Raw genomic sequence first — 26,996 nt, forward strand, 5'->3', positions numbered from 1 at the left:
CGCTGATACGTTGGCCACATTCACAAACGCACCGTTATCTGTGTGCTCGTGATTTTGCGCTTTCGCCACCGTCCAGCAGTTCGAATCCAGCTGGGTATACAGATTCCAGGCGAGCGGCAATTCGCTGAGGAACTTGTCGCTGCACCGCCTGCACTGCCTGTTCAATCGCGACTTCAAATGCTCGCTGATTGGCCGCACCATGACTCTTAATCACCGTGCCGCGCAATCCTAACAGACAGGCGCCATTATACTGGTCGGGGTTGAGGTGACTAAATCGCCTTGTCAGGCTTTTTTGTAACCAACGTTTTAATAACAGAAGCCACCACGACCGTTTTTTGCCCTCACCCTGAGATTTCAGCAGTGAAAGGAACATTCTGACAACACCTTCCATCGTCTTTAATGTGACATTACCTGTAAAACCGTCACAGACCAACACATCGGTTTTGCCAGTCAGTAACTCATTGGCTTCAAGATAGCCGATATAATTAATGGAAGGGATTGTTTTTAGCACAGCTGAAGCATCTCGAATACTGTCGAGACCTTTCGTTTCTTCTTCGCCGATGTTGAGTAACGCTACGCGAGGATTGGCAATGCCAACAACCTCTTCTGCCAGCACGGAACCCATGACGGCAAATTGCACCAACATCGTGCTATCACAATCTACGTTGGCGCCCAAATCCAGCACCACCGTTTTGCCCTTTTGCTGATGGGGTAACACCGTCACCAACGCAGGACGCTCAATCCCCTCAAGAGGTTTGAGCAATAACTTCGCAAGTCCCATGAGTGCGCCCGTATTACCGGCGCTGACACAAGCTTGTGCCTGACCTTCTTTCACGAGCTCCAGGGCAACACGCATTGAGCTTCCACGACTGGCGCGAATAGCTTGCGAGGGCCGGGCATCACTGGCAATAACTGACTGAGCAGGGATAATCTGCAGACGCGAACGTTGTTCGAAGTCAGCTTTGGCAAGTAATGGCGTGATTGTATCGGGATCCCCGACTAAAAGAAGTGTGAGTTGCGAATTAGAATTCAGTGCCTGCAATGCTGCAGGCACTGTCACGGTAGGGCCAAAATCTCCCCCCATGACATCTAACGCCAGGGTTAGACGTGTCAAGGTATCGTCGCTGCCCGGTTAGGTGTTTCCCCAGTTACCCGGGGAAAGCCTCACTAAGCTTCATCACGCGTTCACTCTTTGTCTTTCTCACCAGAAGTGGGAAAGCCATTGAGTCATGCGTGATTACTTAGCGATTACCTTACGGCCACGGTAGAAACCGTCGGCAGTGATGTGGTGACGCAGGTGTTGTTCACCAGAAGTTTTGTCTACAGACAGGCTGGTGACTGCGGTCAGAGCGTCATGAGAACGACGCATGCCACGTTTGGAACGGGTTGGTTTATTCTGTTGTACGGCCATGGACCTTACTCCTCAATTACTTACGCTTTAAGCTGGCTAATACGGCAAATGGGTTTGGTTTTTGCGCTTCATCAGGCAATTCGCCAAAGACCATGTCCGCCTCGGACACTTCACAGTGTTCAGAATCATGCACCGGAACTACCGGCAAGGAGAGGATAATCTCATCTTCAACCATTGCAAGCAGATCGATTTCACCGAATTCGTTAACCTCAATCGGCTCATACGCTTCCGGGAGTGCTTCAGCCTGCTCGTCAGAACGGACAGGACTAAAACAATATGTTGTGTGAACATGAAGTGGGAACGGTTTCCCGCAACGCTGGCATTCGAGCGTAACCGATACCTTCGCATCACCGGTTATAACGGCGAGACGCTGGTTATCGATAGCGAACGACATGGAGCATTCCACATCACTGTCCACACTGACTACAGAATCGGCGACGCGCTCAACCAGATCAGAAGTATAGATACCTTCATAATCGAGGCGTTTTTGAGCCGTACGAACCGGATCAAGAGTCAGGGGTAATTTTACCTTTTGCATAGGGCGCGCATATTAACTTTGTAACGTCATATAGTCAAAGAAAAAGGCAGCCTGTGGTTGCCTTTTGCCAATAATTCGCACACATTGCGGGTCATCGACTTAAAATCGCTCAAGACAAGCCACTACAGCCAGCTTGTAGGTCGAAGTCCATAGTTTAAAATGGCTCTCATCAATACGCTATATGCGAGGGAAAAAATATGCCTCAACTTATTCTTGCTTCTACCTCCCCCTGGCGTCGCGCTTTACTCGAAAAACTGGCAATCCCGTTTGAATGCGCAGCGCCAGAGGTTGATGAAACGCCGTTGCCCGGCGAAGCACCACGCCATTTAGTCTTGCGACTGGCGCAGAAAAAAGCGCAATCTCTCGCCCACCGTTACCCATCGCATCTGATTATTGGCTCCGATCAAATTTGTGTTCTTGATGGTGAAATAACCGGCAAACCATTAACAGAAGAAAATGCGCGCCAACAATTACTCAAAGCCCGTGGCAATATTGTGACGTTTTACACCGGACTGGCGCTGTATAATTCTGCGACCGGACATTTACAAACTGAAGTAGAACCTTTTGACGTCCATTTCCGTCATTTAAGCGAGGCGGAAATTGATGATTATCTGCGCAAAGAGCGCCCGCTCCATTGTGCGGGTAGTTTCAAAAGTGAAGGGTTAGGTATTGCACTCTTTGAACGCCTGGAGGGTCGTGACCCAAATACCTTGATCGGTTTGCCGCTTATCGCGTTGTGTCAAATGCTGCGGCGGGAAGAGATGAACCCGTTGAACGCCTGATTAATCTGCCTGATGGCGACACGATGCGTCTTATCAGGCCTACGGTGCATCACACGATTGTAGGCCTGATAAGCAACGCGCATCAGGCTTTACTGCGTAAAACCTCGAGGCAGCGCTTCAATTGCTTATCCATCGGCGCTTCAATACGCATCACTTCCCCCGTTCCCGGATGGGTAAATTTCAACGCTGCGGCGTGCAGGAAAAGCCGATTCAACCCCGTATCCGCCAGTTGCTTATCGAACTCACGGTCACCGTAGCGATCGTCAAAAGCAATTGGATGACCGGCATACTGGGTATGCACACGAATCTGGTGCGTACGTCCGGTCACCGGGCTACAGCGCACAAGCGTAGCAAACGCATAGCGCTCTTCCACTTTAAAACGTGTTTCTGACGGTTTGCCTTCCTGGTTCACCCGCACGATACGCTCGCCGCTTTGCAGAATGTTCTTTAACAGCGGCGCCTGCACGGTTTTGACATGCGACTGCCATTGGCCTCGAACCAGCGCGAGATAGTCTTTCTGCATGCCTTTTTCACGCAGTTGTTCATGCAATGAACGCAAGGCTGAGCGTTTTTTAGCCACCAGCAAAACGCCGGAGGTATCCCGGTCGAGGCGATGCACCAGTTCAAGGAAACGCGCTTCCGGTCGCAACGCACGTAATCCTTCAATGACGCCAAAGCTTAACCCGCTTCCGCCATGTACGGCCGTACCTGAAGGTTTGTTAAGCACCAGAATGTGGTCATCTTCATATAAAATGACGTCGGTCAGCGCCGCGACCTTCTGCAGGTTTGGCGAAATGGCCTCTTCTTCACGTTCAGCGACACGAACAGGTGGAATACGCACAATATCCCCGTCTTCGAGTTTGTACTCGGGTTTAATGCGTTTTTTGTTCACCCGCACTTCGCCTTTACGCAAAATGCGATAAATCATACTTTTTGGCACGCCCTTAAGCTGGGTGCGCAAAAAGTTGTCGATGCGTTGCCCTGCTTCGTCTGCAGTAATGGCAACTGTTTTTACGGCTGGAGTCTCTGTTTTCATGGGGGCCGATTTTAAATAGCCATCAAGATTCGCGCCACACATTTTTCTATGCTTATATTAACTGCTATACCTTATTACTTAAGTTTGACATAGCCGATTTGGTGGTTATTAAAGCAATCACTACGCGGAAGTGAAAAAACTGTGAGTAACCGGGTGATAAATGGCAAAAGTCATCTTGCTATAACAAGGTTAGCAGTGGAATAATGAGGTTGTTTCCGTGTTGAATCTTGTTAAAACAAGAACTTTTCCGGAATGACCCAATTTTGCCCGACCGATCATCAACGCAGCAATGGCGTAAGACGTATTGATCTTTCAGGCAGTTAGCGGGCTGCGGGTTGCAGTCCTTACCGGTAATATGGAAGCTTTTCTGGAGAGTAACACCCAGACTGTTCCCCTGATAATTGCGCTGTGTTTCCGTATGAAATGCAGGCAACCGACACTCTGCGCCTCTTTGAGCTGACGATAACCGTGAGGTTGGCGACGCGAATAGACACGAGGCCATCGGTTCACACCCGGAAAGGCATTACTCTGCCCGCAGCTTAGTCGTCAATGTAAGAATAATGAGTAAGTTACGATGAAAAGAATGTTAATTAACGCAACTCAGCAGGAAGAGTTGCGTGTCGCCCTTGTAGATGGGCAACGTCTGTACGATCTGGATATCGAAAGTCCTGGACACGAACAGAAAAAAGCCAACATCTATAAAGGCAAAATTACCCGTATTGAACCGAGTCTGGAAGCTGCTTTTGTTGATTACGGCGCTGAACGTCACGGTTTCCTCCCGTTAAAAGAAATTGCCCGCGAATACTTCCCCGCTAACTACAACTCCCATGGTCGTCCCAACATTAAAGACGTGTTGCGCGAAGGTCAGGAAGTCATCGTTCAGATCGATAAAGAAGAACGCGGCAATAAAGGCGCTGCGCTGACTACCTTTATCAGCCTGGCGGGTAGTTATCTGGTTCTGATGCCGAACAACCCACGCGCGGGCGGTATCTCCCGTCGCATTGAAGGCGACGACCGTACCGAATTAAAAGAAGCGCTGGCAAGCCTGGAACTGCCTGATGGCATGGGGCTTATCGTGCGTACCGCAGGGGTCGGCAAATCCGCCGAAGCACTGCAGTGGGACCTGAGCTTCCGCCTGAAGCACTGGGAAGCGATTCAAAAAGCCGCTGACAGCCGCCCTGCTCCATTCCTGATCCACCAGGAAAGCAACGTTATCGTTCGCGCTTTCCGTGACTACTTACGTCAGGACATCGGCGAAATCCTTATCGATAACCCGAAAGTGATGGAGATGGCGCGTCAGCACATCGCCGCACTGGGTCGTCCGGATTTCAGCAGCAAAATCAAACTGTACACCGGTGAAATCCCGCTGTTCAGCCACTATCAGATCGAGTCTCAGATTGAATCCGCGTTCCAGCGCGAAGTACGTCTGCCGTCCGGCGGCTCAATCGTTATTGACAGCACAGAGGCACTGACCGCTATCGATATCAACTCCGCACGCGCAACTCGCGGCGGCGACATCGAAGAAACAGCGTTCAACACTAACCTTGAAGCAGCCGATGAAATTGCCCGTCAGTTGCGTCTGCGCGACCTCGGCGGTCTGATTGTAATCGACTTCATTGATATGACTCCGGTTCGCCACCAGCGCGCGGTTGAAAACCGTCTGCGCGAGGCCGTACGCCAGGACAGAGCGCGTATTCAGATCAGTCATATTTCTCGCTTCGGTCTGCTGGAGATGTCTCGTCAGCGTCTGAGCCCGTCTCTGGGTGAATCCAGCCATCACGTGTGCCCGCGTTGTTCCGGCACCGGTACCGTACGTGATAACGAATCACTGTCGCTGTCTATTCTGCGTCTGATCGAAGAAGAAGCACTGAAAGAAAATACGCAAGAAGTTCACGCTATTGTTCCTGTGCCGATCGCCTCTTACCTGCTCAACGAAAAACGTACCGCGGTTAATGCTATCGAAACGCGTCAGAATGGCGTGCGCTGTGTGATCGTGCCAAACGATCAGATGGAAACCCCGCACTATTCTGTGCTGCGCGTACGTAAAGGGGAAGAAACACCGACCCTGAGCTATCTGCTGCCGAAACTGCATGAAGAGGCAATGGCATTGCCGACGGAAGAAGAGTACGTCGAGCGTAAACAGCCTGAGCAACCGGCACTGGCCACCTTCGCCATGCCAGACGTTCCGCCAGCCCCTGCTCTGCAGGAACCTGCCGCGAAAGCCGCCGCACCTAAAGCTGCAGCAGCAACCGCAGCCGTTGCCGCACAGCCCGGTTTGATTAGCCGTTTCTTTGGCGCCCTGAAGTCCATCTTCGGTGGTAGCGAAGAAGTGAAACCGGTTGAACAACCTGCGCCGAAAGCTGAAGAAAAAACCGAACGCCAGCAGGATCGTCGTAAACCGCGTCAGAACAATCGTCGCGACCGTAACGATCGCCGTGATAACCGTGATAATCGCGGTGACCGTGACAACCGTAACGAACGTTCGGAAAACGGCGAAAACCGTGAAGATAACCGCCGTAACCGTCGTCAGTCCCAGCAGCAAAATGCGGAAGCTCGCGATAACCGCCAGCAAACCACTGATGTTGCAGACAAAGCGAAATCCGGTGATGAACAGCAGGCGCCGCGTCGCGAACGCAACCGCCGTCGTAACGATGACAAGCGTCAGGCTCAGCAGGAAGTTAAAGAGCTGAACCAGGCTGAACAACCTGTGCAGGATACCGAGCAGGAAGAGCGCGTACGTCAGCCTCAAACCCGCCGCAAACAGCGTCAGTTGACTCAGAAAGTTCGTTTCACAGACAGCCCGGCGGTTGAAGCCGAAGTGGCTACTGTTGCTGCAATCGCTGAAACTGCTGTTGCTCAACCAACAGAACAGCCGGTACCAGCACAGCGCACCGAACTGGCGAAAGTTGATCTGCCAGCCGTCGTTGCGACTGAGCAGGAAGACAACAGCGAAACTCGTGACTCCAACGGTATGCCGCGTCGTTCTCGCCGCTCTCCTCGCCATCTGCGCGTCAGTGGACAGCGTCGTCGTCGTTACCGTGACGAGCGTTATCCGGTTCAGTCGCCGATACCGTTAACGGTCGCCTGCGCATCTCCAGAATTAGCGTCCGGTAAAGTTTGGATCCGCTACCCTGTTGCACGTCCTCAGGATCAGCAGGTTGAAGAACAGCGCGAACAGGAAATGGTCCAGCAGCAAGCTGCACCTGTCGCCGTAGAGCCTCAGGTTGCTGCCGCTGCCGTTGAACACATTGTGGATGCCCCTGCGCCGGTTGAAGCCGTGCGACCAGAGGTTGTCGTAGCTGAGCCTCAGGCCGCCGTTGTTGAAACCACACAGGTTGAAACCACGCATCCGGAAGTGATTGCGACCCCTGTCGAGGAACAACCGCAAATTATCGCTGCATCTGATGCGCCCGTAGCAGAAGAAATCGCCGCTGAAGCCGAACCTGTGGCTGACGTTGTGACTGCACCGGTTGCTGAAGAGCCTGCAGAGGTTGTTATTCCCCAGCCAGAAGTGGTTGAAGAGATTGCTGAAGTTGTGGAAACAGCGCCAGTTGTTGAAGAGGTTGCAGCGCCGAGAGACGTTGTTGCCGCGCCTGTCGTCGAAACTGAAGTCGTTAAGGCTGAAGTTGTCGCAGCAAGCGCTGATGCTGAACACCTGCACAGCCATGCAACCGCGCCAATGACCCGCGCTCCTGCACCGGAATATGTGCCAGAAGCGCCGCGTCATAGCGACTGGCAGCGTCCGGCATTCGCCTTTGAAGGCAAAGGTGCCGCAGGTGGACACAGCGCAACGCATCAAGCGACTGCGCCAGCAACACGTCCACAGCCTGTTGAGTAAGCCATAATCAATATCAAAGCCGGCCTTCGGGTCGGCTTTTTTTATATCTGATCTACGCCTTTCATCCCCGTCAGCTGCGGCATAACATCCTTCATTAGGGCCAGAAACTTGCGTAAGCGGGTCGGATAGTAACGCGCCCATGGATAAACCAAATGTACAGGCAACGGCGCCGCATGCCACTCAGGTAGCAACGCAACCAGACGTCCATTGGCAATATCCTCCGCCACCATCCAGCTTGAAATAATAGTCACTCCCAACCCCGCCAGCGCGGCATTTCTGGCGACATAAATACTGTCGGTACTTAACCTGGGTGAAATATTCAACGTGACTGGCTCATTACGCAATTGGTGCAACAACGAAACGCTATGCTGAAAAAACGTGTTCACGGCAATCCAGGGCAGCGCTGATAACTGCTCAGGATGAGAAAGCTCGCTATATTGCTCCAGCAGTCCTGGACTCGCTACCATACTACGGGGAACTTCAGCCAGTAAAACGGAAACCGTGGCCGGATCCACCTCAGCACCAACCCTGATCGCGCAGTCAATATTATCGCTCAGAAAATCAACGGTTTTATCGTTGAGCATCCACTCGACTGCCAACTGGGGATAGCGCGAAAGAAACTGCAAAAGCGGCTCAAGTAGTTGTTGTTGCCCGAACGCATGCGGTGCGCGAACTCGCAACGTCCCCACCGGTTCATCTTCTGTGACATTAAGTCCATCTTCCAGCGCCAGCCAGGCATCAATAATCTTCTTAGCATGCTGATAGCCTCTTTCACCATCGTCGGTCAATTTCATCGCATGCGTGGTACGCATAAGCAGTTTCACACCCAGCAGCGTTTCCAGCGATTGCAGCCGTCTGCTAACGGTCGCCTGCGTCGTCCCTATCTGTTTTGCCGCTGCCGAAAGCGATCCTGCTTCGACAATACGTACAAACGTACGCATCAGCTCCACCCTGTCTATACGCTCATTTTTTATCATTTTCAGTTTCATCATACGTTTGACGTATAACTGTTTTACCACTGCGCTCGCTACCGCGCCACTCGCTGAAGGATAAAAATAACCGCACATCCTGTGATTGAGGAATCATTTGTGAACACACATACCGCACTTTCCCGTTGGGTCATTTTTGTTCTGGCAATGGGCGCCGGATTCAGCGTGGCCGCTATCTACTACGCCCAGCCTCTTCTGCCTTTAATGGGTCAGGATCTGGCCTTAAGTCTCACCGGTATGGGGCTGGTCCCGACGCTGACCCAGGCGGGATATGCGTTAGGTATATTGTTTTTATTGCCATTAGGCGATCGTTATGACCGCCGGACATTAATCCTGCTGAAAAGCATCTCTCTTGCCGCGCTGCTGCTGGCCTGTAGCTTTACCGGTCAGTTGCATTCGCTATTACTGGTGAGCCTGCTGATGGGAATGGCGGCAACCATGGCACAAGATATTGTGCCTGCGGCGGCAATACTGGCGCCCGAAGGCAAGCAGGGAAAAACGGTGGGCACCGTGATGACGGGCCTTCTGTTGGGGATTTTACTCTCACGTACCGTCAGTGGACTGGTGGGCGAAGCGTTTGGCTGGCGCGAGATGTACCAACTCGCTGCCGTCAGCATTGCCGTAATTACCGCGATTATGTGGAAAGTACTGCCTCGCTTTACGGTCCATTCCACGTTGAGCTATCCATCATTAATGCTCTCAATGGCGCAACTTTGGCAACGATATTCCACCTTGCGCCGCGCAGCACTGGCACAAGGCTTTCTGTCCATTGCTTTTAGCGCCTTCTGGTCTACGCTGGCGGTGATGTTATCTGAGCATTACCACATGGGTAGCGCTATAGCGGGTGCTTTTGGTATCGCGGGAGCAGCCGGAGCGCTTGCCGCACCGATGGCGGGCCATCTTGCCGATAAAGTGGGTGCGGCAAAAGTGACGCAATTGGGTGCTTTGCTGGTAACGGTATCTTTCGCACTGATGTTTTTGTTACCCGCCCTGCCCGTTCAGGGGCAGTGGCTGCTCATCGCCCTTTCGGCTGTAGGTTTTGATCTCGGATTGCAATCCAGCCTGGTTGCCCACCAGAATTTGGTCTATAGCCTGGAGCCTCTGGCACGAGGACGACTGAACGCTCTGCTGTTTACGATGGTGTTTATCGGTATGGCGCTGGGTTCAGTTCTCGGAAGTCAGGTCTACGCCCTGGCAAATTGGGAAGGTGTCGTTGTGTTGGCTACCTTCAGCAGTGCAATTGCGTTGGTCATAAGACTGACGGGGAACCCGTCGCTTAGTAAGACGTCGGTTGCCTAAAAAAATGCCCGCTCCGGGGTGTTAAAGGAGCGGGCAGACAAACATACCCAGTTTCAAGATATGTTTCAAAACGAGGCGTTAACGATTGAGCTGGAACAACGACATTCCCTGCATATCGGTGAACGCTTTATAGGATGCCTGTAGCGCAGCCTGCTGCATGACATAAGACGAGATCGCGGCGTTCCAGTCAACATCCACCAGATTACTCATCTGCTGAGTTTGGCCTAATGCACGATCGGCGCCCAGTGAATCCAGCGAGCTTAGTTCACTCAGCTGCGTACCTAATTCTGCACGGACGCTCAAAACATTATTGAGTGAATTCTTTAAACCACGGTTGGTTTTATCAATGGCAGCAGCGGCGGTAGCTTTTGCAACGTCATCACCCGCAATAGGGGTTTTGAGCGCATCAATAGCGGTATCCAGCATTTTAAACAGGTTCTTTTCCTGAGTGCCGCCACCAGGTTCCGGTACAGCGTTGCTGGTCAGGTTGGCGAATACTTTATCGCCAGTATGACCAATCACCATGGTTCGGGAGGCATCGACCTGTTGGGTAACGTTTGTTGTACCGCCGCTGTAAGCGCCATCTGCCTGGGCAAACGGTGCGGATTCTGTTTTATATCCACCGAAAATATAGCGACCATTACCGTCGGTACTGTTTGCCAGGTTCATCAGCTGATCGCGGATCCCCTGTAGGTCGGTGGCCAGCGATGCACGGTCGTCATCACTTAACGTTCCGTTCCCGGCATAAACGATTTTTTCCTGTGCAGCCTGAATTGCCGTCGTCACCTGGCTCAGAACATTCTCTTCCAGCGACACCTTTTGCGTCGCGAATGAGCGTGCCAGCGTATATTGGCTGTTCTGCGCCTGAGCCTGAGAAAGTACCACGGCCTGCGAGGCGGCAATCGGATCGTCTGATGGGTTGATCACGCGTTTGCCCGTTGACATCTGCTCACCAAACTTCATCCATTCAGCCTGAGAGTTAGTGATGCCACGCATATTCTGCTGGTACATCATCTGGGTGCTGATACGCATTGTGTCCCTCTCCCTTAGCGGATATTAATCAGTGCATCAAACAACGCATTCGCGGTCTGCAGCACTTGAGCGTTAGCCAGGTAATACTGCTGAAAACGCTGTAAATTACCGTACTCTTCGTCGAGGTTAACGCCGGAAATAGACTGTTGCTGCCGGTAAAGCTGTGTCACCACGTTGTTCTGGGTGGTGGCGCTGGTTTTCAGCGTAGCGGTTTTGTTCCCAACATCGCTTACCAGCGTGGCATATGCATCGTTGAAGGTCTTATTGCCGACAGTCGCTTTGGTTTGCAGATCTAACAGTTTCTGACCGTTACGGTTGTCGCTCTTGCCTTTATCGATGGTGGGGTCCGTATCATTTTTAGACACTTGAGCCATGGCGATTTTCGACTCATCGGTCACCATAACTTTCATATCAACGATAGCGTTACTCACGGGTTTTACAGTAAAACTGTCATTAGCTTTCGCGCCAGCATTAACGGTGATTTCCATCCCGTCAAAGGACATTTTTCCACCGGTAACGGTGGCTTTGAAACTGGTATTATCCGCCAGGCGAGTAACCTGCCAGTCCTTCCCATCAAAAACGATTTTATAATCTGTCGCCTGCACGGCGGAGCTGTCAGTGATCTTAGCGCTTAACGATCCTGTACCCGTATTTTTCGCGTTGTTGAAGACTTCCGGGCTGCCGATAGCAAAGAAATCCTTACCCTGATCGCCGTTGGCATCAAAACCTTCTTTATGCTGGGTGTTAAACGCATCGGCAAATGCAAGCGCCAGTTGGCCGAGGGTATTACGCGTCTGATCTAGCTCCTGAGAACGGAAGGTGAGCAGTCCGCCCAGTGAACCGGTATTCAGCAGTTTCTCCGGAATTTCAACAGCTCCGGCAACGCCATCAACGTAGGCCACAGTTGTACGATTAGGATCATCGCTGGAAGGCACTGCCGCCAGTTGGCGTGCATTGCTACCCTGTACCAGCGAATAACCGTTCGCCATGGTCAGGTTGTAAGTGCCACCATCCTGAACGCTGACTTCAACACCGACAATCTGATTCAATTCACTGACCAGTTGATCGCGCTGGTCAAGCAGGTCGTTAGGAGACGCACCTGCGCCGACGCCTGTCATACGAGAAATCTGGTCGTTGAGGCTGGCAATTTGTTTCGAATAGTTGTTGATCTGATCAACGCTGGCTTTAATCGCGGTATTGACCTGCTTATCCTGATCGCGCAGATACTGGTCGGTCGTTTTAAACTGATTTACCAACCCATCAGCTTTACCGATTAGCGCCTGGCGTGCCGCCGGATCTTCGGCGTTGCTGACCAGCGTTTGCAGGCTGGTAAAAAAGCCCTGCATGGAGGTCGAAATAGAACTGGTTTTGCTGGAGAGCAGATTGTCGATTTTTGACATTTGCTCATATCGTGTCGTCAGACCGCTGCTCTGGTTCTGCGCTGCTCGCAACTGGTTAGTGATAAAGGAGTCATATTCACGTTGTACACCAGAAACATAGACACCATTGCCTACCCAGCCCCCCGCACCCAGCGTGCTGTTCGCTTGCGCCATAATTGTCGTCTGTCGGGTATATCCGGCAACGTTATAGCTGGAGATGTTGTTACTGGCAGTATTCAACGCGGCCTGCGCTGCGCTGAGTCCACTCATCGCGTTATTAATCAAGCTGGACATGGAGGTTCCTTGTAATCCTTCAATACTCGTTATTATCGGCAGCAGGTCGGTAGACTTGAGCTATTTAAAAGAGATTATCGATGTTCGTGCTGTAGGTTTTGCTCACTTTTTCACTCATCGATTTCAACTGCTGGATCATGCTGGTTAATTTTCGCGCATAGTTAGGGTCCGTGGCGTAACCCGCATTTTGCAATGCCAGCGCCCCTTGCTCGGCGGTCGCGGCAGCGGTCACTGCCGCATAGCGCGGGTTACGTGATATCAGACCGACATAATCCGACAACGCCTCAAGGTAAGAGCTATAGACGCGGAATCTGGCTTTCACCTTTTTCGCCTCACCGTTCTCATATTCAGTTGTGGTGATTTCAGTGGTTGGACCTTTCCAGCTTCCCGAAGCCTTCACGCCAAAAATGTTAAAGCTCGGCTCACCGTTCTCACGGCGAATTTGTCGCTGCCCCCATCCGGATTCCAGCGCCGCCTGTGCCAGAATAAGATGATGCGGGACCCCGCTTTGCTGGCTGGCCAGCTTAGCCGGCAGCGATAGCTGGGCGAGGAAGTCTTTGCTGTCACCTGACAGTGGCTCATCATTGCTTTCTGTCGCCCGAGGGATGGCTTTGCGGACCAGTTGCGTCAGTGCCTGATTTTGATAGCTGGTCACCGTTTCCAGTGAAAACTTCATCGGCACCTGCGGCGCGTCATCCGCAGGTTGCGCTTGCCCTTCAGTCATCTGCTTGACCATCATTTCAGCCAGCCCCAGACCTTTGCCTGCGGTCATTTGCTGCGCAATTTGTTGGTCATACATACTGGTATACAAGCGCGTTGAATCGCTACTAAACACGCCATCTTTCGGCAGCGCTTCACGCATGCTTTTCAGCATCATCTGCACGAACATCCCTTCAACCTGACGGGCGACCGGACGGATATTCGCCGCCGGGTCCTGACCCGCTTTCGCTTTCAGTTCGTTCAGTGATTGCGCATCCCAGGCAGCGCTGGTCAGCAGTTTGCTGTCACCAATCATTAGATGATTTCCAGTTTGGCGCGTAAGCAACCCGCGCTCTGCATCGATTGCAGAATGGACATCAGATCCATCGGCGTTGCCCCCAGCGCATTCAGCGCACGCACCACATTGTTCAGGTTGGCGCTGGAACGCACGCTTTGCAGTGAACCACCGCTTTGGCGCAGGTCAATCTGGGTTTGTGGCGTCACCACGGTTTGTCCACCGCCAAACGGTGTGTCCGGTTGGCTGACGTTCGCCTGGCGGTTCACCGTGATCGACAAGTTGCCTTGTGCCACGGCACAGCTATCCAGCGTCACTTCGCGGTTCATGACAACAGATCCGGTGCGCGAGTTGATAATCACTTTCGCATCCTGCGGCGTGACGTTCACCTCAATATTCTGGATATCAGCGAGGAAACGCACCTGCGAGCTGTTGCCGCTTGGCACGCGCACCTGAATGGTTCGGGCATCCAACGCCGTTGCGCTACCAAAGCCACGCGAGCGGTTGATGGTGTCGGTAATCTGCTGCGCCATCGTGAAATCTTCATTATTGAGCTGCAGATTAATGGTGTTACCACCGCCGAACTGGCTGGGTAATTCACGTTCGATAATCGCACCGTTGGTAATGCGTCCACCATTGAGCTGGTTAACCTGTACGCTACTACCACCTGCAGCCGCGCCCGCACCACCCACCAAAATATTCCCCTGAGCCAGCGCATATACCTGACTATCGACCCCTTTTAACGGGGTCATCAGCAGCGTACCGCCGCGCAGGCTTTTGGCATTCCCCATAGAGGAGACCACTACGTCGATGGTTTGTCCCTGACGACCAAATGCAGGAAATGACGCGGTAACCATCACCGCCGCCACGTTTTTCAGCTGCATATTGGTGCCAGTTGGCACGGTTATCCCCAACTGCGAAAGCATGTTATTGAGCGTTTGCGTCGTAAACGGCGTCTGTGTGGTCTGGTCACCCGTACCATCCAGACCGACTACCAGCCCATAACCTATCAACGAGTTTTCCCGCACGCCCTGAACGCTGGTCAGGTCACGAATACGGTCAGCATGCGCAAAGGTGGTTATCAGCACCAGTACCATTCCAACAAAAGATTTAAACACTGGGTACCTCGCTTACATCGGCGACAAGTTAAGGAAGAAACGCTGCAACCAGCCCATATTCTGCGCTTCATTGATGTAGCCGTTACCGACGTACTCAATACGCGCGTCCGCAACCTGGGTTGACGGTACGGAGTTGCTGCCACTGATGGTGCGCGGGTTTACAACCCCGGAGAAGCGGATGAATTCAGTGCCCTGATTTATAGCGATCTGTTTTTCACCCACGACATGTAAGTTGCCATTCACCAGTACCTGATCGACCGTTACGGTCAGCGTACCACTGAAGGTATTTCTGGCGTTCGCGCCGCCTTTACCGTTAAAGGAGTTACCGCCGGAGGCTTCTACGTCGGCACGTTCGTTACCGAACAATCCTTCCAGATAGCGCGGTACGGTATCAAAGCCAAAGTTTGTCTTGCCGTCGCGGCTGGCGTTCGCCGAAGAGCTTTTGCTCGCGCTGACGTTTTCCTGCAATACGATGGTCAGCGTATCGCCAATATTGCGTGGACGACGGTCTTCAAAGAGTGGCTGATAACCATAGTTAATCGGTTGTGCCGACTGGAAGATTGAGCCATTCGCCACCGGCGTTGGACCTGGAACGGGCTGGGCAGACGTTGCGCCCTGCACGAGCGGCGTGGCCGGGATCCAGGCACATCCTGTTAGTGAAACCACCAGCAGGGCTAAAATTGGGTATGGGTGAAGCGCGTATTTTCGCATTGCGGTCATCTTCAAAATCAGTGTGCCGGTGAGATTTTCACCCCACCGGGCTCCACTTTAGAGTTGCGTCAGTTTTTGCAGCATCTGATCGGTGGTCGATACCGCTTTACTGTTGATTTCGTAAGCGCGCTGAACCTGGATCATGTTTACCAGCTCTTCCGCCACGTTGACGTTAGAGGTTTCAACATAGCCCTGATACAGCAGACCCGCGCCGTTCAGCCCTGGCGTGCTCTCATTCGGCGCACCGGATGACTGCGTTTCGGTGTACAGATTCTCACCAATGCTTTCCAGACCGGTATCGTTCATGAAGGTTGTCAGGTTAAGCTGCCCGACCTGAACAGGCGCCGCCTGCCCCTGTTGGGTCACGCTGACAATACCGTCGCGTCCAATGGTGATACTGAGCGAGTTAGCCGGAATAGTGATGGCAGGCTGAACCTGAAAACCACCCGCCGTCACCAACTGACCGTTCTGATCCACCTGGAAAGAACCGTCGCGGGTATAAGCGGACGTACCATCGGGCAACATGACCTGGAAAAAGCCCTGGCCTTTAATCGCCACATCTTTACTGTTGTTGGTCTGCGACAGGTTACCCTGGCTGTGTAAACGCTCGGTCGCAACCGGACGTACGCCGGTACCAATCTGCAAACCAGACGGCAGTGTGGTCTGCTCAGAAGACTGGGCGCCAGGCTGACGAATCGTCTGGTACAACAGATCTTCAAATACGGCACGTTGGCGCTTAAATCCGTTGGTGCTGACGTTTGCCAGGTTGTTGGCAATCACATCCATGTTGGTTTGCTGCGCATCCAGGCCGGTTTTGGCGATCCATAATGAACTGATCATAAAATGTCCTGTATTAACTCATCGACAGCAGTTGGTTGGCGCGGCCCGCGTTATCATCCACGCTACTGATAATTTTCATCTGCATTTCAAAGCGGCGGGCGTTGGCGATCATGTCGCTCATCGCAGCAACCGGTTTAACGTTACTGCCTTCCAGCACGCCCGACATCACGCGAATGCTGGGGTCAGCCTGTAACGTTGCACCACGGGTAGCCTGTGCGGCCTGGGTCAGGCGGAACATACCGTCATCACCACGTTGCACTTCAAGCCCTGTTGCCTTCACCAGCTTCAGCCGCCCCACTGGCGCGACCGTATTAGCCGGATCGCCAGGGTTAAGTGCAGAAATTGTCCCGTCCGCCGCAATGGTGACTTCTGAACCTTCCGGTACGGCTATCGGTCCAGCTTCGCCAATTACCGGGTGTCCCTGGATAGTCAGTTCACCCGTAGGGCTTACCTGAATAGCGCCGTTGCGGGTATATCCTTCGCTACCGTCTGCGGTCTGCACAGCCAACCAGCCATCCTGTTGCAGCGCCACATCCAGCGGGCGGGAGGTATAATCCATCTGACCGGGCGTCATATCGGCCCCCGGCGTGGAGGCCACCACCAGCGTACGCGTCGGTAAAGACAATCCTTCTACAGGAACCGCGCGCAGCGCATTGAGCTGTGCACGAAACCCTGGCGTGGAAGCGTTTGCCAGGTTGCTGGCCGTCGCCGCCTGTTGATTCAGCGTCTGACTGGCCGCGCCCATAGCGGTATAAATTGCGTGATCCATTAAGCTATCCCGTCAGGCGCTTAGCGCAGGTTGACCAGCGTGTTGAGGATCTGATCCTGGGTTTTGATGGTCTGCGCGTTCGACTGATAGTTACGCTGAGCAACGATCATATTCACCAGTTCTTTACTCAAATCCACGTTTGACGCTTCCAGCGCACCGTTGGTCAGTTTGCCGAAGTTACCTTCGCCTGCGGTACCCAGCAGCGCCACGCCGGAAGCCTGTGTGGCCGCCCAGACGTTGTCGCCCTGAGACGCCAGACCTTCGTTGTTGGCAAAGTTTGCCAGCACGATCTGCCCCAGAACCTGTTGCTGTTCGTTGGAGTAGTTACCGACCACCGTACCGTCATTGTTAATCTGGTAGCTCACCAGATCGCCCGGCTTGTAGCCGTTCTGATTCGTGGCGACGATGTTGTTGGCACCGGTGTTCTGCTGCATGGAGTTCAGGAAACTCAGAGAGAAGGTGGCTTCAGTTGCGCCATTAATCTTCCCAGTTGTGATGTTGATATCCGTTCCTGCTGGCGCCCCAGTTGCAGTGGCGCTAATCCCTAAAAACACACCGTTTTTGCTAAACTGCATAAACCCAGCAGGATCTGCGGGCTCGCCGGTAGAAGCATCTTGAGTGAAGACTTCCCAGGTGTTGCTCTGCGCGTTTTTGACATAAAAAATATTCATGTCATGGGCGTTACCCTGGCTATCGAAAACGGTAACGCTGCCTTTTTTATTGTAGGAATCGGCATCGCTTGGGTTAAACGGGGTCTTGGTTGGCACTTTGTCAGTGGAGTTCAGGTTGACCTGCATTGACGCAGTGGTGGTGGATTTAGCCGCCATCAGCGTATTCGGGATAGTGATCGGTGCCGGGTTCGCACCCTGCTGAACTGTTGGCGGTGTACCGGTAGCCGGATAGCCCGTGAGCTGCAGCCCCTGCATGTTAACGATATTGCGGTTTTCATCGAGCTTGAATTGACCGTTACGGCTGTAGAAAACGGAACCGTTGCTGTCTACCATACGGAAAAAACCGTTCTGGCTGATAGCAACATCCAGACCACGTCCGGTGTTGGTGGTAGTACCGTCGGTAAAGTCCTGAGTAATACCCGCAACTTTAACGCCCAAACCGACTTTGGAACCGGCAAACATATCGGCAAAAGATGCCGTGCCAGATTTAAAACCGTAGGTAGCGGAGTTGGCGATGTTGTTACCAATGACATCGAGGTTGGTCGCTGCAGCGTTCAGACCGCTGACCGCTTGAGAAAAGGCCATGACTTACTCCTGATAAGTGTGAAGGCTTAAATTATCTGCCGTACTTCGTCGAGGGTGGTGGTTCCATAGGTGCCCAGATCCAGCGTATTACCGCCGTTACTGCGAATAACGCCCTGCACCAGCGCAAACTGAAGCGGCTGGGCCACCAGTTGCGTTCCGCCATTACTGGCAGCAATTGACACGTTGTAAGAACCGCTTGGTGCATCCGTGCCATCGGTCATGGTGCCGTCCCAGGTAAAGGTATGAACGCCCGCTTTCAATCCACCAATATCAATGGTGCGTACCACTTTGCCGTCTTTATCGGTAATGGTTGCGGTAACCTTATCTGCCAGTTGCTGCAGCTCAACGCCAAATGGTGTTGTCGTGGTTTTGGCACCTTCTTCTGTCCCTTTACCGGTCAGGATGGTGGTACCCGGGATCATGACACCGTGGCCAATCAGCGTACTGGCCTGCAGTGACTGACTGTTGTCGATCTGCCCGGAGATCGATCCCAGCGTAGTGTTCAGCTTCTCAATCCCGCTCACGGTACTGATTTGCGCCAACTGGGTAGTCAGTTCGTTGTTTTGCAGCGGGTTGGTCGGATCCTGGTTTTTCAGCTGTGCAACCAGCAGCGTAAGAAAGCTGCTTTGCAGGTCAGCAGCGTTGCTGCCCGTCAGTGAGCTATTCCCCGTGGCGGCATTAACCCCCGTCGTGCTCGGGTCATTCATTTTTACAGCAATAGACATGTGCGCCTCCTTTACTGGCCTAGCGTCAACGTTTTAAGCATCAAGCTTTTCACGGTGTTGAGCACTTCGACGTTTGCCTGATAGCTACGTGAGGCAGACATGGTGTTGACCATCTCGCCAACAACGTCCACATTCGGCATTTTTACGTAGCCATTCGCATCGGCCAGCGGATTACCGGGTTCATAAACCAGCTTATCCGGCGCCTGACTTTCAATGACGTCAGCAACTTTTACGCCACCGGTTGCCGCACCTGGCGCAGCATCTACCTGAAAAACAACCTGTTTCGCGCGATACGGCTGACCGTCGGGTCCGCTGACGCTATCCGCATTCGCCATGTTGCTGGCCGCGACGTTCAGGCGTTTAGACTGAGCCGTCAGCGCAGAACCTGCGATATCAAAAATATTTAACAGCGCCACGAATTAGTTCCCTCCTTGCAGCACGTTCATCATGCCTTTGATTTGTCCACCCAGCGCCGTCAGCCCCATTTGATATTTGAGGCTGTTGTCTGCAAATTGCGTGCGCTCCCGGTCCATATCTACCGTGTTGCCATCAAGAGATGGCTGGTCAGGAATACGGTAGAGCAGCTCCGTAGACGGCGCAGAAACGGTCTGGGCTGGAATGTGTTGTGCAGAGGTCAGCGTCAACGAAACGCCGCCGGTTTCTTCCCGTCCTCGCACCATGACTTTTTTTAATTCACTGGCGAAATCCAGATCGCGCGCCTGGTACCCCGGCGTGTCGGCATTGGCAATGTTGGCCGCCAATATTTCCTGGCGTTGGGCGCGCAAATTCAGCGCTTCCTGTTGAAAACGTAAGGCGGCGTCGAGCTTATCGAGCATATCTCCTCCGCAAATGACAAAATTCAGCCGACAGCTTAAATCCCATTACGCGCGCGTTATCGCCGGAATAAACGCAAAATGCGTCGCTATTTGTTGCGTTGATGACTGCGTCACACAGGTAAAATCCTGCCACTACCTGAAAAAGCGCGAGGTTTTGATGCAAACGTTTAAACGTGGAATAGTCGTGGCAGCATTGCTGTTCAGCCCTATGACGCTGGCACAAGACCTGAATTCGCAGCTAACGGCATGGTTTTCCCAGCGCCTGGCTGGATTTAGCGATGAGGTGGTGGTCACTCTCCGAACGTCACCTAACTTACTGCCGAGCTGTGAGCAACCAGCATTAAGCGTGTCAGGTAGCGCAAAACTGTGGGGTAATGTGAATGTGCTGGCTCGCTGTGCCAACGAAAAACGTTATCTGCAGGTGAACGTGCAGGCGACGGGAAACTACGTTGTTGCCGCTGCGTCCGTAGCGCGAGGTAGCACCCTGACCCCGGCCAGCGTAACGCTGAAACGTGGTCGACTGGACCAACTACCGCCGCGCGCGGTGCTGGATATGAGTCAGGTGCAGGATGCAGTGAGCCTGCGCGATCTGGTGCCGGGCCAACCGATACAGCTTTCGATGTTGCGCCAGGCATGGCGGATCAAGGCCGGTCAGCGCGTACTGGTTATTGCCAACGGAGATGGCTTTCGGGTCAATGCCGAAGGTAAAGCGCTGAACAACGCCGCTGTCGCACAGAATGCGCGAGTGCGGATGATTTCAGGCCAGGTGGTGAGCGGCGTCGTCGATTCTGATGGGAATATTCTTATTAACCTATAATAGGTTAAAGATTTTTTAGCGTGTGCCGATAGATAAACAACCAATGATTACAGCGGGCCGCTATAGCGTAACCCCTCGATGAGGAAAAATAAAATGAGCATTGATCGTACCTCACCATTGAAGCCAGTAAGCACCGTTCAGCCGCGTGAAACCAGCGATGCGCCGGTACAAAAAGCGCGGAAGGAAAAAACCACCGCGACCACCAGCACCAGCGTCATGCTGAGCGACGCCCAGGCCAAACTGATGCAGCCTGGCACCAATGACATCAATATGGAACGCGTGGAAGCACTGAAAACCGCAATCCGTAACGGTGAATTGAAAATGGATACCGGAAAAATTGCCGACTCGCTGATTCGCGAGGCGCAGAGCTACCTACAGAGTAAATAAAGTATGACTCGTTTGTCAGAAATACTTGACCAGATGACGACTGTCCTCAATGACCTGAAAACGGTAATGGATGCTGAACAGCAGCAGCTTTCCGCAGGGCATATCAACGGCAGCCAGCTACAGCGTATTACAGAAGAAAAAAGCTCCTTGCTGGCAACCCTTGATTATCTTGAGCAGCAGCGCCGTCTGGAGCATGACGCCACGCGTAGCGCCAATGATGAGATTGCCGAGCGCTGGCAGACAATCACCAAGAAGACACAGCACTTACGCGATCTCAACCAGCACAATGGTTGGCTGCTGGAAGGGCAGATCGAGCGTAATCAACAAGCAATACAAGTGCTGAAACCGCACCAGGAACCGGCGTTGTATGGCGCAAACGGTCAAACCTCTGCTGCGCACCGCGGCGGGAAAAAATTCTCTATTTGATGTCAGCCTGATAACGTTTTGCTTATCAGGCCTACGCCTTTAGTAGGCCGGATACGGCGTTATGCCGCCATCCGGCATTGATCCATTACGCCGTCCGGCGCACAAACTCTTTTACTTTAAAGCCCAGTACGGCGAGTGCTGCGAAGTAAGCGGCAATACCTGCCACCACGACCGCCATCAGACGCAGCAGACGCCACAACATCGTTCCCTGCGACCAATCCGGCATGATGTAGAGCATCCCAACCAGCACCGCAGACATCACCAGCACGGAAATCACCAGACGCGCCAGGAACCAGCTCCAGCCCGGTTGTGGGGTAAAGATTTTCTGTTTCCGCAGTTGCCAGTACAGCAGTGAAGCGTTCAGACATGCCGCCAGACCAATCGACAGCGACAATCCGGCATGCTTTAACGGCCCGATAAACGCCAGGTTCATCACCTGGGTCATAATCAGCGTCACAATGGCAATCTTCACTGGCGTTTTAATATCCTGGCGCGAGTAAAAGCCCGGAGCCAACACTTTCACCACGATCAAGCCAATCAAACCTACCGAGTACGCCACCAGCGCACGCTGGGTCATCGCGGCATCAAAGGCGGTAAATTTACCGTACTGGAACAGAGACACCGTCAGCGGTTTGGCCAGAATACCCAACGCTACGGCACTCGGTAATGCCAACAGGAAACACAAACGCAGGCCCCAGTCCATCAGGCGACAATATTCATCATGATTACCGCTGGAAAAACTTTTGGACAGCGATGGCAGCAGGATAGTCCCCAGCGCCACGCCCAGAACACCGGACGGAAACTCCATCAGACGGTCAGCATAATACATCCATGAAACTGAGCCAGAGGCCAGAAACGAGGCGAAAATCGTATTGATGATCAGTGAAATCTGACTGACCGATACCCCAAGGATCGCTGGCCCCATTTGCTTGACGACACGCATCGCCCCTGCATCACGGAAGTTCACGCGCGGCAGCACCAGCATGCCAATTTTCTTCAAGTGCGGAAGCTGATAAATCAGCTGTAGCACGCCGCCAACCGTAACGGCCCACGCCAGCGCCAGCACCGGCGGGTTAAAATAGGGTGCCGCAAATAGCGCGAAGCCGATCATGCTGATATTCAGAAAGGTCGGGGCAAATGCAGGAATGGAAAAGCGGTTCCAGGTATTAAGGATCGCACCAACCAGTGAGGCCAGTGAAATCAGTAGAATATAGGGAAAAGTGATCCGCAGCAGTTGAGTGGTCAGCGCAAATTTATCCGCTGTGTCGGCAAATCCCGGCGCGGTAACTAATATCACCCATGGCGCAGCCAACATCCCGGCTACCGTCACCACGGCCAGCGCCAGCGTCAACAGTCCGGAAACGTAGGCAACAAACACGCGGGTAGCATCTTCCCCCTGCTTGCTTTTGTACTCAGCAAGAATCGGCACAAATGCCTGCGAAAATGCGCCTTCGGCAAAAATTCGGCGCAACAGGTTAGGAAGTTTGAATGCCACAAAAAAGGCATCTGTCGCCATCCCTGCACCAAAGATTCTGGCGACAATCGCATCACGCGCAAAACCCAGCACACGTGAAAACATCGTCATCGAGCTGACGGCTGCCAGCGACTTTAATAAATTCATCTATGTTGTATTCCAGACTCTGAGGCAAAACCCCGACAAACCTGCCCGTAGGTCGGATAAGGCATTCTCGCCGCCATCCGACACTTTTGCTGTGCCTGATGGCGACACCCTGGCACCTTATCAGGCCGACAAACCAGCCTATGGTTGAAAAGAGGTGTTATTTTGAGTGGGCATATAGTACCTGGATTACAATGAATTACTACCGCCAGATGTTACAGGGGATTATTCAGCCATCGCCTCCCGCCACAGCTTTTCAACAACACGCTGGGCCAGTAGCGCCTGCTCGCCTGCCGTCTGGGGAACCGTCTGATTTTGCACGCACTCAATGAAATGACGCGCACATCCGGCAAAACCACGCTGTTCTAAGGTCGTTTGCCAGCCCGCTATCGGCTTATGAATAACACCTTGCCCACGCTCTTCCCGCCATTCCCGCATATCAGTTACGTCAATCAGGCCGCCGTCCGTCACCGCCTGCACGCTCTCGCGCTGACTACCGGCACGGCGATGCATACTGGTCGTTATCTGCATTTGCCCAACAGAAAAATGGTGCTCGGCGTAGAGCATCGCACCAGATTCATTGGTCAGCAGCGTGCCGTTATTTAACTGCGCCTGCCCTCCCGCCAGCCACAAAGCGGTATCGACCACGTGCAGATAGTCGTCCAGCAGAGTGAAGCGCAGATCGTGCGGCCCAACGCTATCCGTACGGTGCTTATCCATACGTACAGACGCTGCACTGCCCAACTGGATTTTGAGATCCTGGTACAGCGGTGCAAATCGACGGTTAAACCCGACCATCAGCGTGAGTTTTTTCCGCGCGGCCAGCTCGACCAGTTGCTCAGCCTCGTGCAGATTTTCCGCCAGCGGTTTATCCACGCACACGTGGACTCCGGCATTCAGCAATTCACTAACTACCGCATAGTGCGTCGCGGTACTGGAATGGACGAAAACCGCGTCGCAGGTTTGCGCCAGATTCTTCAATGAATCCACGTAGGGTATTCGCCAGGTGTCACAGATACGCTGTGCTTTATCGCGCGAAGGTGAAAAGGCGCCTTGCAGCGTCCAGTCCGCGGAGGTGCCCAGCACGGGTAGCCAGGCCTTTTGTGCAATACCGCCCAGACCGGCTACGCCGATACGTAATTTATTCACGTTAGTCTCCCAGGTGCGCCAGCAAGGAATCGAGTCGCTGCTTAAGTTCTGCGACTTCCGTTTCCAGCGCTTCCACGCGCGCATGCAGATCGCCGGAGGCCGCAGGGAGTTCATCTGCCGCGGCAATGGCTTCATCAACCTCACCACAAAACAGGTGCATATAGCGACTTTCACGTTTGCCCGGCTCACGCGCCAGGCGGATCACATAAGGCCCATCTTCCCGGGTTGCCAGATTTTCCAGCGCCGACTCCACTTCGGCCATGTCGCTGAATTCGTACATACGGGATGCGCGGCTACGCAGTTCACCAGGCGTCTGAGCGCCCCGCAGCAGCAGTGTGGTGATTATGGCCACCTCTGCGGCACTAAGTTTCAGATTGCCAAATTCAGAGTTGCAGAAACGCTGCTCATATTTCGTGACGCGATTGCCAAAGCCGCTCACCGTGCGCAGAAAATGTCGCTTAACCAGGTTATCCAGTTGCTCCTGCACGTCCGATTCCGACAGGTTCATCACCTGTTCACGATTTGTTTTTTGATTGCAGGCTGTTACGACTCCATTAACGGAGAGTGGATACTGTTCCGGCGTGGTCACTTGTTTTTCTAATAAACAGCCAATCACTCGCGCTTCGGTGGCGGTTAATTCGTATTTCATCGTCTTCTCCATTAATCATGGCTGCATCTGAAACTTAGCGGCCGGGGGTCCATTCTGATGTGGTCAACGCCGTCAGCACGTGATCGCGCCACTGCCCGTCAATCAGCAGGTAGTCTTTGGCATACCCTTCTTTTTCAAAACCCAGTCGCGCCAGCAGGTCACCGCTGCGCTTATTATGTGGCATGTAGTTAGCCATAATGCGATGAATATGTTGCGTGCGCTGCATATAACGGATGGCCGAGGTTAAGGCTTCATACATTAGCCCCTGCCCCTGCCACTTCTGCGCAATGGAGTAGCCGAGATAACAGGCATGGAAGGATCCCCGCACCACGTTTGAGAAGTTCGCAACGCCGATAATTTCTTTTTCGTCCGGATCGAGCAGCGCAAAATAATAGGCGGTGCCCTGTTTATGAAACTCAGAGATCATGCTCAGACGCGCCTGCCAGCCGGACGGATAGCAGTGGCTTTCATCGCGAATAGGTTCCCAGGGTTTTAAGAAATGACGATTTTCTGCGTAATAATCTGCCAGACGCCAGGCATCACGCTCATGCACTAAACGCACGACCAGGCGGTCGGTGGTTAAGCGCACTTTTGGCACGTTACTGCGATAGCCAAACATTCTATACCTACTCCTTCCCGTAACGTCTTCAATACGCTATTCGCATTACTATACCTGTGCGAATACACCCTGTGAAAAGAGCAAAATGCCATTTTTTGAATTATTCACACATTTTGATGAAAACTCTCTATCAAGACGGACTTTTGATAAAAAAATATTGTCCCGCGAAGGGTGGGAAAAGCGATGACGACACCGCAGAATAGGAGGTGCTTATCTTTTAAACTCTATCCAGAGTGACGAGTTTTTCCCTGGAGGGGAAATGTCGCAAGTCTCGCAGGCAAGGAACCTGGGTAAATACTTCCTTCTCATCGATAATATGCTGGTCGTGCTGGGTTTCTTCGTCGTTTTCCCGCTGATCTCAATTCGTTTCGTCGACCAAATGGGCTGGGCCGCCGTGATGGTCGGTATTGCACTAGGATTACGTCAATTTATCCAGCAGGGGTTGGGTATTTTCGGCGGCGCTATTGCGGACCGTTTTGGTGCAAAACCGATGATAGTCACCGGCATGCTGATGCGCGCTGCCGGGTTCGCCACCATGGGCATTGCCCATGAGCCGTGGCTGCTGTGGTTTTCCTGCTTTCTCTCCGGACTGGGCGGTACACTATTCGACCCTCCCCGCTCGGCGCTGGTGGTTAAACTGATCCGCCCGGAAAAGCGCGGGCGCTTTTTCTCTATTCTGATGATGCAGGATAGCGCCGGGGCCGTGGTTGGCGCATTGCTTGGCAGTTGGTTATTGCAATACGATTTCCGTCTGGTCTGTGCCACCGGCGCAATTTTGTTCGTTCTGTGCGCGGCGTTTAACGCCTGGCTGCTCCCGGCATGGAAGCTGTCGACGGTGAAAATTCCAGTGCGCGAAGGGATGAGCCACGTGATGCATGACAAGCGCTTTGTCACCTATGTGCTGACGCTGGCAGGCTATTACATGCTGGCGGTACAGGTGATGCTGATGCTGCCAATCATGGTGAACGACATCGCAGGTTCACCGGCCGCCGTGAAATGGATGTATGCCATCGAGGCGTGCCTCTCATTGACGCTGCTCTATCCAATTGCCCGCTGGAGTGAAAAACGTTTTCGCCTTGAGCATCGCCTGATGGCCGGTCTGCTGGTGATGTCTCTGAGCATGATGCCGATCGGTCTGGTCGGGAATTTGCAGCAGTTATTCACCCTAATCTGCACGTTCTATATTGGCTCGATCATCGCCGAACCCGCGCGTGAAACCCTGAGCGCCTCACTGGCGAACGCTCGGGCCAGAGGAAGCTATATGGGCTTCAGCCGACTGGGGCTCGCCATCGGGGGCGCAATTGGATATATCGGCGGCGGCTGGTTGTTTGACATGGGCAAGGCCCTGGCACAGCCTGAATTGCCCTGGATGATGCTCGGTATTATCGGCCTCATCACCTTCCTGGCGTTGGGCTGGCAATTCAGTCTCAAACGCCCAACGAGAGGCATGCTGGAGCCAGACGCCTGATAGCCGAGCCTGCTTC

27 protein-coding genes are annotated in these 26,996 nt (G+C 53.1%); 7 read left to right on the forward strand and 20 right to left on the reverse strand.

Annotated features, from left to right (window positions below; all coding sequences use genetic code 11):
• Nucleotides 1–34: 34 nt before the first annotated feature.
• From plsX to yceD, 3 genes are all read right to left on the reverse strand, one after another.
• Nucleotides 35–1,114, reverse strand: coding sequence for a phosphate acyltransferase PlsX (plsX, locus tag OGY72_RS16645; RefSeq protein ID WP_071846967.1), 1,080 nt, complete (start codon nt 1,112–1,114; stop codon nt 35–37).
• A gap of 123 nt (nt 1,115–1,237) precedes the next feature.
• Entirely contained in the window at nt 1,238–1,411 is a 174-nt protein-coding gene (gene rpmF / locus OGY72_RS16650) for a 50S ribosomal protein L32 (RefSeq protein ID WP_003036242.1), read from the reverse strand.
• Between the two features lie 16 nt (nt 1,412–1,427).
• Nucleotides 1,428–1,949, reverse strand: a complete 522-nt coding sequence (gene yceD / locus OGY72_RS16655; protein ID WP_003036239.1) for a 23S rRNA accumulation protein YceD — start codon at nt 1,947–1,949, stop codon at nt 1,428–1,430.
• Nucleotides 1,950–2,146: 197 nt separating this feature from the next.
• On the opposite strand from yceD, the gene OGY72_RS16660 reads away from it, so the two are divergent.
• Nucleotides 2,147–2,731 carry a Maf family protein gene (locus OGY72_RS16660; protein WP_003832177.1) on the forward strand — a complete coding sequence of 195 codons (585 nt, stop codon included), beginning with the start codon at nt 2,147–2,149 and terminating at the stop codon, nt 2,729–2,731.
• Between the two features lie 82 nt (nt 2,732–2,813).
• Here the strand turns inward: OGY72_RS16660 and rluC are convergent, their stop codons facing one another.
• A complete protein-coding gene (gene rluC / locus OGY72_RS16665) occupies nt 2,814–3,767 on the reverse strand; it encodes a 23S rRNA pseudouridine(955/2504/2580) synthase RluC (RefSeq protein WP_003036228.1) in 954 nt (317 codons plus the stop codon).
• Nucleotides 3,768–4,341: 574 nt separating this feature from the next.
• Here rluC and rne point away from each other — a divergent pair.
• A complete protein-coding gene (gene rne / locus OGY72_RS16670) occupies nt 4,342–7,605 on the forward strand; it encodes a ribonuclease E (RefSeq protein ID WP_286548389.1) in 3,264 nt (1,087 codons plus the stop codon).
• Between the two features lie 41 nt (nt 7,606–7,646).
• Here rne and OGY72_RS16675 read toward each other — a convergent pair whose 3' ends face one another.
• The gene (locus OGY72_RS16675) at nt 7,647–8,672 is read right to left on the reverse strand and encodes a LysR family transcriptional regulator (protein ID WP_286548391.1); all 1,026 of its coding nucleotides are present in this window, start codon (nt 8,670–8,672) and stop codon (nt 7,647–7,649) included.
• 21 nt (nt 8,673–8,693) lie between these two features.
• Between OGY72_RS16675 and OGY72_RS16680 the strand changes: the two genes are divergently transcribed.
• Nucleotides 8,694–9,893: an MFS transporter gene (locus OGY72_RS16680; RefSeq protein WP_100272646.1), complete on the forward strand. Its 1,200-nt coding sequence runs from the start codon at nt 8,694–8,696 to the stop codon at nt 9,891–9,893.
• 78 nt (nt 9,894–9,971) lie between these two features.
• On the opposite strand, the gene flgL is transcribed toward OGY72_RS16680, so the two are convergent.
• The 11 genes from flgL to flgB form a co-directional block, all read right to left on the reverse strand.
• Nucleotides 9,972–10,925, reverse strand: a complete 954-nt coding sequence (gene flgL / locus OGY72_RS16685) for a flagellar hook-associated protein FlgL (RefSeq protein WP_032942958.1) — start codon at nt 10,923–10,925, stop codon at nt 9,972–9,974.
• A gap of 14 nt (nt 10,926–10,939) precedes the next feature.
• Nucleotides 10,940–12,598, reverse strand: a complete 1,659-nt coding sequence (flgK, locus tag OGY72_RS16690) for a flagellar hook-associated protein FlgK (protein WP_279274884.1) — start codon at nt 12,596–12,598, stop codon at nt 10,940–10,942.
• Nucleotides 12,599–12,662: 64 nt separating this feature from the next.
• Nucleotides 12,663–13,613, reverse strand: coding sequence for a flagellar assembly peptidoglycan hydrolase FlgJ (gene flgJ / locus OGY72_RS16695; protein ID WP_279274885.1), 951 nt, complete (start codon nt 13,611–13,613; stop codon nt 12,663–12,665).
• Nucleotides 13,613–14,689, reverse strand: a complete 1,077-nt coding sequence (locus OGY72_RS16700; protein WP_032934416.1) for a flagellar basal body P-ring protein FlgI — start codon at nt 14,687–14,689, stop codon at nt 13,613–13,615. Before OGY72_RS16700 ends, flgJ begins: the two co-directional genes overlap by 1 nt.
• A 33-nt stretch (nt 14,690–14,722) precedes the next feature.
• On the reverse strand, nt 14,723–15,421 hold the full coding sequence (locus tag OGY72_RS16705; RefSeq protein WP_032934415.1) for a flagellar basal body L-ring protein FlgH: 699 nt from the start codon (nt 15,419–15,421) through the stop codon (nt 14,723–14,725).
• A 57-nt stretch (nt 15,422–15,478) separates the two neighbouring features.
• Complete coding sequence (flgG, locus tag OGY72_RS16710) at nt 15,479–16,261, reverse strand: flagellar basal-body rod protein FlgG (protein ID WP_003036202.1); 783 nt, start codon at nt 16,259–16,261, stop codon at nt 15,479–15,481.
• A gap of 13 nt (nt 16,262–16,274) precedes the next feature.
• Nucleotides 16,275–17,030: a flagellar basal body rod protein FlgF gene (locus tag OGY72_RS16715; RefSeq protein WP_286548399.1), complete on the reverse strand. Its 756-nt coding sequence runs from the start codon at nt 17,028–17,030 to the stop codon at nt 16,275–16,277.
• A 20-nt stretch (nt 17,031–17,050) separates the two neighbouring features.
• Complete coding sequence (gene flgE / locus OGY72_RS16720; RefSeq protein ID WP_286548401.1) at nt 17,051–18,286, reverse strand: flagellar hook protein FlgE; 1,236 nt, start codon at nt 18,284–18,286, stop codon at nt 17,051–17,053.
• 26 nt (nt 18,287–18,312) lie between these two features.
• A complete protein-coding gene (flgD, locus tag OGY72_RS16725; RefSeq protein WP_286548403.1) occupies nt 18,313–19,011 on the reverse strand; it encodes a flagellar hook assembly protein FlgD in 699 nt (232 codons plus the stop codon).
• Between the two features lie 11 nt (nt 19,012–19,022).
• A complete protein-coding gene (flgC, locus tag OGY72_RS16730) occupies nt 19,023–19,427 on the reverse strand; it encodes a flagellar basal body rod protein FlgC (RefSeq protein WP_003036191.1) in 405 nt (134 codons plus the stop codon).
• 3 nt (nt 19,428–19,430) lie between these two features.
• Nucleotides 19,431–19,847: a flagellar basal body rod protein FlgB gene (gene flgB, locus OGY72_RS16735; RefSeq protein WP_003036189.1), complete on the reverse strand. Its 417-nt coding sequence runs from the start codon at nt 19,845–19,847 to the stop codon at nt 19,431–19,433.
• Between the two features lie 157 nt (nt 19,848–20,004).
• Here flgB and flgA point away from each other — a divergent pair, with 157 nt between their 5' ends.
• From flgA to flgN, 3 genes are all read left to right on the forward strand, one after another.
• Nucleotides 20,005–20,664: a flagellar basal body P-ring formation chaperone FlgA gene (gene flgA, locus OGY72_RS16740; protein WP_148362127.1), complete on the forward strand. Its 660-nt coding sequence runs from the start codon at nt 20,005–20,007 to the stop codon at nt 20,662–20,664.
• A gap of 93 nt (nt 20,665–20,757) precedes the next feature.
• Nucleotides 20,758–21,051, forward strand: a complete 294-nt coding sequence (gene flgM / locus OGY72_RS16745; RefSeq protein ID WP_003832153.1) for a flagellar biosynthesis anti-sigma factor FlgM — start codon at nt 20,758–20,760, stop codon at nt 21,049–21,051.
• A 3-nt stretch (nt 21,052–21,054) separates the two neighbouring features.
• Complete coding sequence (flgN, locus tag OGY72_RS16750) at nt 21,055–21,477, forward strand: flagella biosynthesis chaperone FlgN (RefSeq protein WP_003036178.1); 423 nt, start codon at nt 21,055–21,057, stop codon at nt 21,475–21,477.
• A gap of 85 nt (nt 21,478–21,562) precedes the next feature.
• On the opposite strand, the gene murJ is transcribed toward flgN, so the two are convergent.
• The 4 genes from murJ to rimJ all read right to left on the reverse strand — a co-directional run bounded on the left by murJ (nt 21,563) and on the right by rimJ (nt 25,512).
• On the reverse strand, nt 21,563–23,098 hold the full coding sequence (murJ, locus tag OGY72_RS16755; protein WP_003832150.1) for a murein biosynthesis integral membrane protein MurJ: 1,536 nt from the start codon (nt 23,096–23,098) through the stop codon (nt 21,563–21,565).
• Nucleotides 23,099–23,320: 222 nt separating this feature from the next.
• A complete protein-coding gene (locus OGY72_RS16760; protein ID WP_286548406.1) occupies nt 23,321–24,244 on the reverse strand; it encodes a Gfo/Idh/MocA family protein in 924 nt (307 codons plus the stop codon).
• A 1-nt stretch (nt 24,245) separates the two neighbouring features.
• Complete coding sequence (locus OGY72_RS16765) at nt 24,246–24,893, reverse strand: YceH family protein (protein ID WP_286548408.1); 648 nt, start codon at nt 24,891–24,893, stop codon at nt 24,246–24,248.
• Between the two features lie 34 nt (nt 24,894–24,927).
• The gene (gene rimJ / locus OGY72_RS16770) at nt 24,928–25,512 is read right to left on the reverse strand and encodes a ribosomal protein S5-alanine N-acetyltransferase (RefSeq protein ID WP_003832145.1); all 585 of its coding nucleotides are present in this window, start codon (nt 25,510–25,512) and stop codon (nt 24,928–24,930) included.
• Nucleotides 25,513–25,771: 259 nt separating this feature from the next.
• Here rimJ and mdtH point away from each other — a divergent pair, with 259 nt between their 5' ends.
• Nucleotides 25,772–26,980 carry a multidrug efflux MFS transporter MdtH gene (gene mdtH / locus OGY72_RS16775; protein ID WP_003832142.1) on the forward strand — a complete coding sequence of 403 codons (1,209 nt, stop codon included), beginning with the start codon at nt 25,772–25,774 and terminating at the stop codon, nt 26,978–26,980.
• Nucleotides 26,981–26,996: the final 16 nt, after the last annotated feature.

The organism is Citrobacter sp. Cpo221, assembly GCF_030332345.1.
In the GTDB taxonomy this organism is placed as follows: domain Bacteria; phylum Pseudomonadota; class Gammaproteobacteria; order Enterobacterales; family Enterobacteriaceae; genus Citrobacter; species Citrobacter portucalensis.

Coding starts and splice junctions, on each gene's coding strand:
- murJ (WP_003832150.1), bottom strand. CDS start 23,098: ATGAATTTATTAAAGTCGCTGGCAGCCGTCAGCTCGATGACGATGTTT.
- flgL (WP_032942958.1), bottom strand. CDS start 10,925: ATGCGTATCAGCACCCAGATGATGTACCAGCAGAATATGCGTGGCATC.
- OGY72_RS16765 (WP_286548408.1), bottom strand. CDS start 24,893: ATGAAATACGAATTAACCGCCACCGAAGCGCGAGTGATTGGCTGTTTA.
- yceD (WP_003036239.1), bottom strand. CDS start 1,949: ATGCAAAAGGTAAAATTACCCCTGACTCTTGATCCGGTTCGTACGGCT.
- rluC (WP_003036228.1), bottom strand. CDS start 3,767: ATGAAAACAGAGACTCCAGCCGTAAAAACAGTTGCCATTACTGCAGAC.
- rne (WP_286548389.1), top strand. CDS start 4,342: ATGAAAAGAATGTTAATTAACGCAACTCAGCAGGAAGAGTTGCGTGTC.
- flgN (WP_003036178.1), top strand. CDS start 21,055: ATGACTCGTTTGTCAGAAATACTTGACCAGATGACGACTGTCCTCAAT.
- mdtH (WP_003832142.1), top strand. CDS start 25,772: ATGTCGCAAGTCTCGCAGGCAAGGAACCTGGGTAAATACTTCCTTCTC.
- flgJ (WP_279274885.1), bottom strand. CDS start 13,613: ATGATTGGTGACAGCAAACTGCTGACCAGCGCTGCCTGGGATGCGCAA.
- rpmF (WP_003036242.1), bottom strand. CDS start 1,411: ATGGCCGTACAACAGAATAAACCAACCCGTTCCAAACGTGGCATGCGT.
- OGY72_RS16715 (WP_286548399.1), bottom strand. CDS start 17,030: ATGGATCACGCAATTTATACCGCTATGGGCGCGGCCAGTCAGACGCTG.
- flgE (WP_286548401.1), bottom strand. CDS start 18,286: ATGGCCTTTTCTCAAGCGGTCAGCGGTCTGAACGCTGCAGCGACCAAC.
- rimJ (WP_003832145.1), bottom strand. CDS start 25,512: ATGTTTGGCTATCGCAGTAACGTGCCAAAAGTGCGCTTAACCACCGAC.
- flgM (WP_003832153.1), top strand. CDS start 20,758: ATGAGCATTGATCGTACCTCACCATTGAAGCCAGTAAGCACCGTTCAG.
- OGY72_RS16660 (WP_003832177.1), top strand. CDS start 2,147: ATGCCTCAACTTATTCTTGCTTCTACCTCCCCCTGGCGTCGCGCTTTA.
- flgA (WP_148362127.1), top strand. CDS start 20,005: ATGCAAACGTTTAAACGTGGAATAGTCGTGGCAGCATTGCTGTTCAGC.
- flgG (WP_003036202.1), bottom strand. CDS start 16,261: ATGATCAGTTCATTATGGATCGCCAAAACCGGCCTGGATGCGCAGCAA.
- flgB (WP_003036189.1), bottom strand. CDS start 19,847: ATGCTCGATAAGCTCGACGCCGCCTTACGTTTTCAACAGGAAGCGCTG.
- flgK (WP_279274884.1), bottom strand. CDS start 12,598: ATGTCCAGCTTGATTAATAACGCGATGAGTGGACTCAGCGCAGCGCAG.
- OGY72_RS16705 (WP_032934415.1), bottom strand. CDS start 15,421: ATGCGAAAATACGCGCTTCACCCATACCCAATTTTAGCCCTGCTGGTG.
- OGY72_RS16700 (WP_032934416.1), bottom strand. CDS start 14,689: ATGGTACTGGTGCTGATAACCACCTTTGCGCATGCTGACCGTATTCGT.
- flgD (WP_286548403.1), bottom strand. CDS start 19,011: ATGTCTATTGCTGTAAAAATGAATGACCCGAGCACGACGGGGGTTAAT.
- OGY72_RS16675 (WP_286548391.1), bottom strand. CDS start 8,672: ATGTGCGGTTATTTTTATCCTTCAGCGAGTGGCGCGGTAGCGAGCGCA.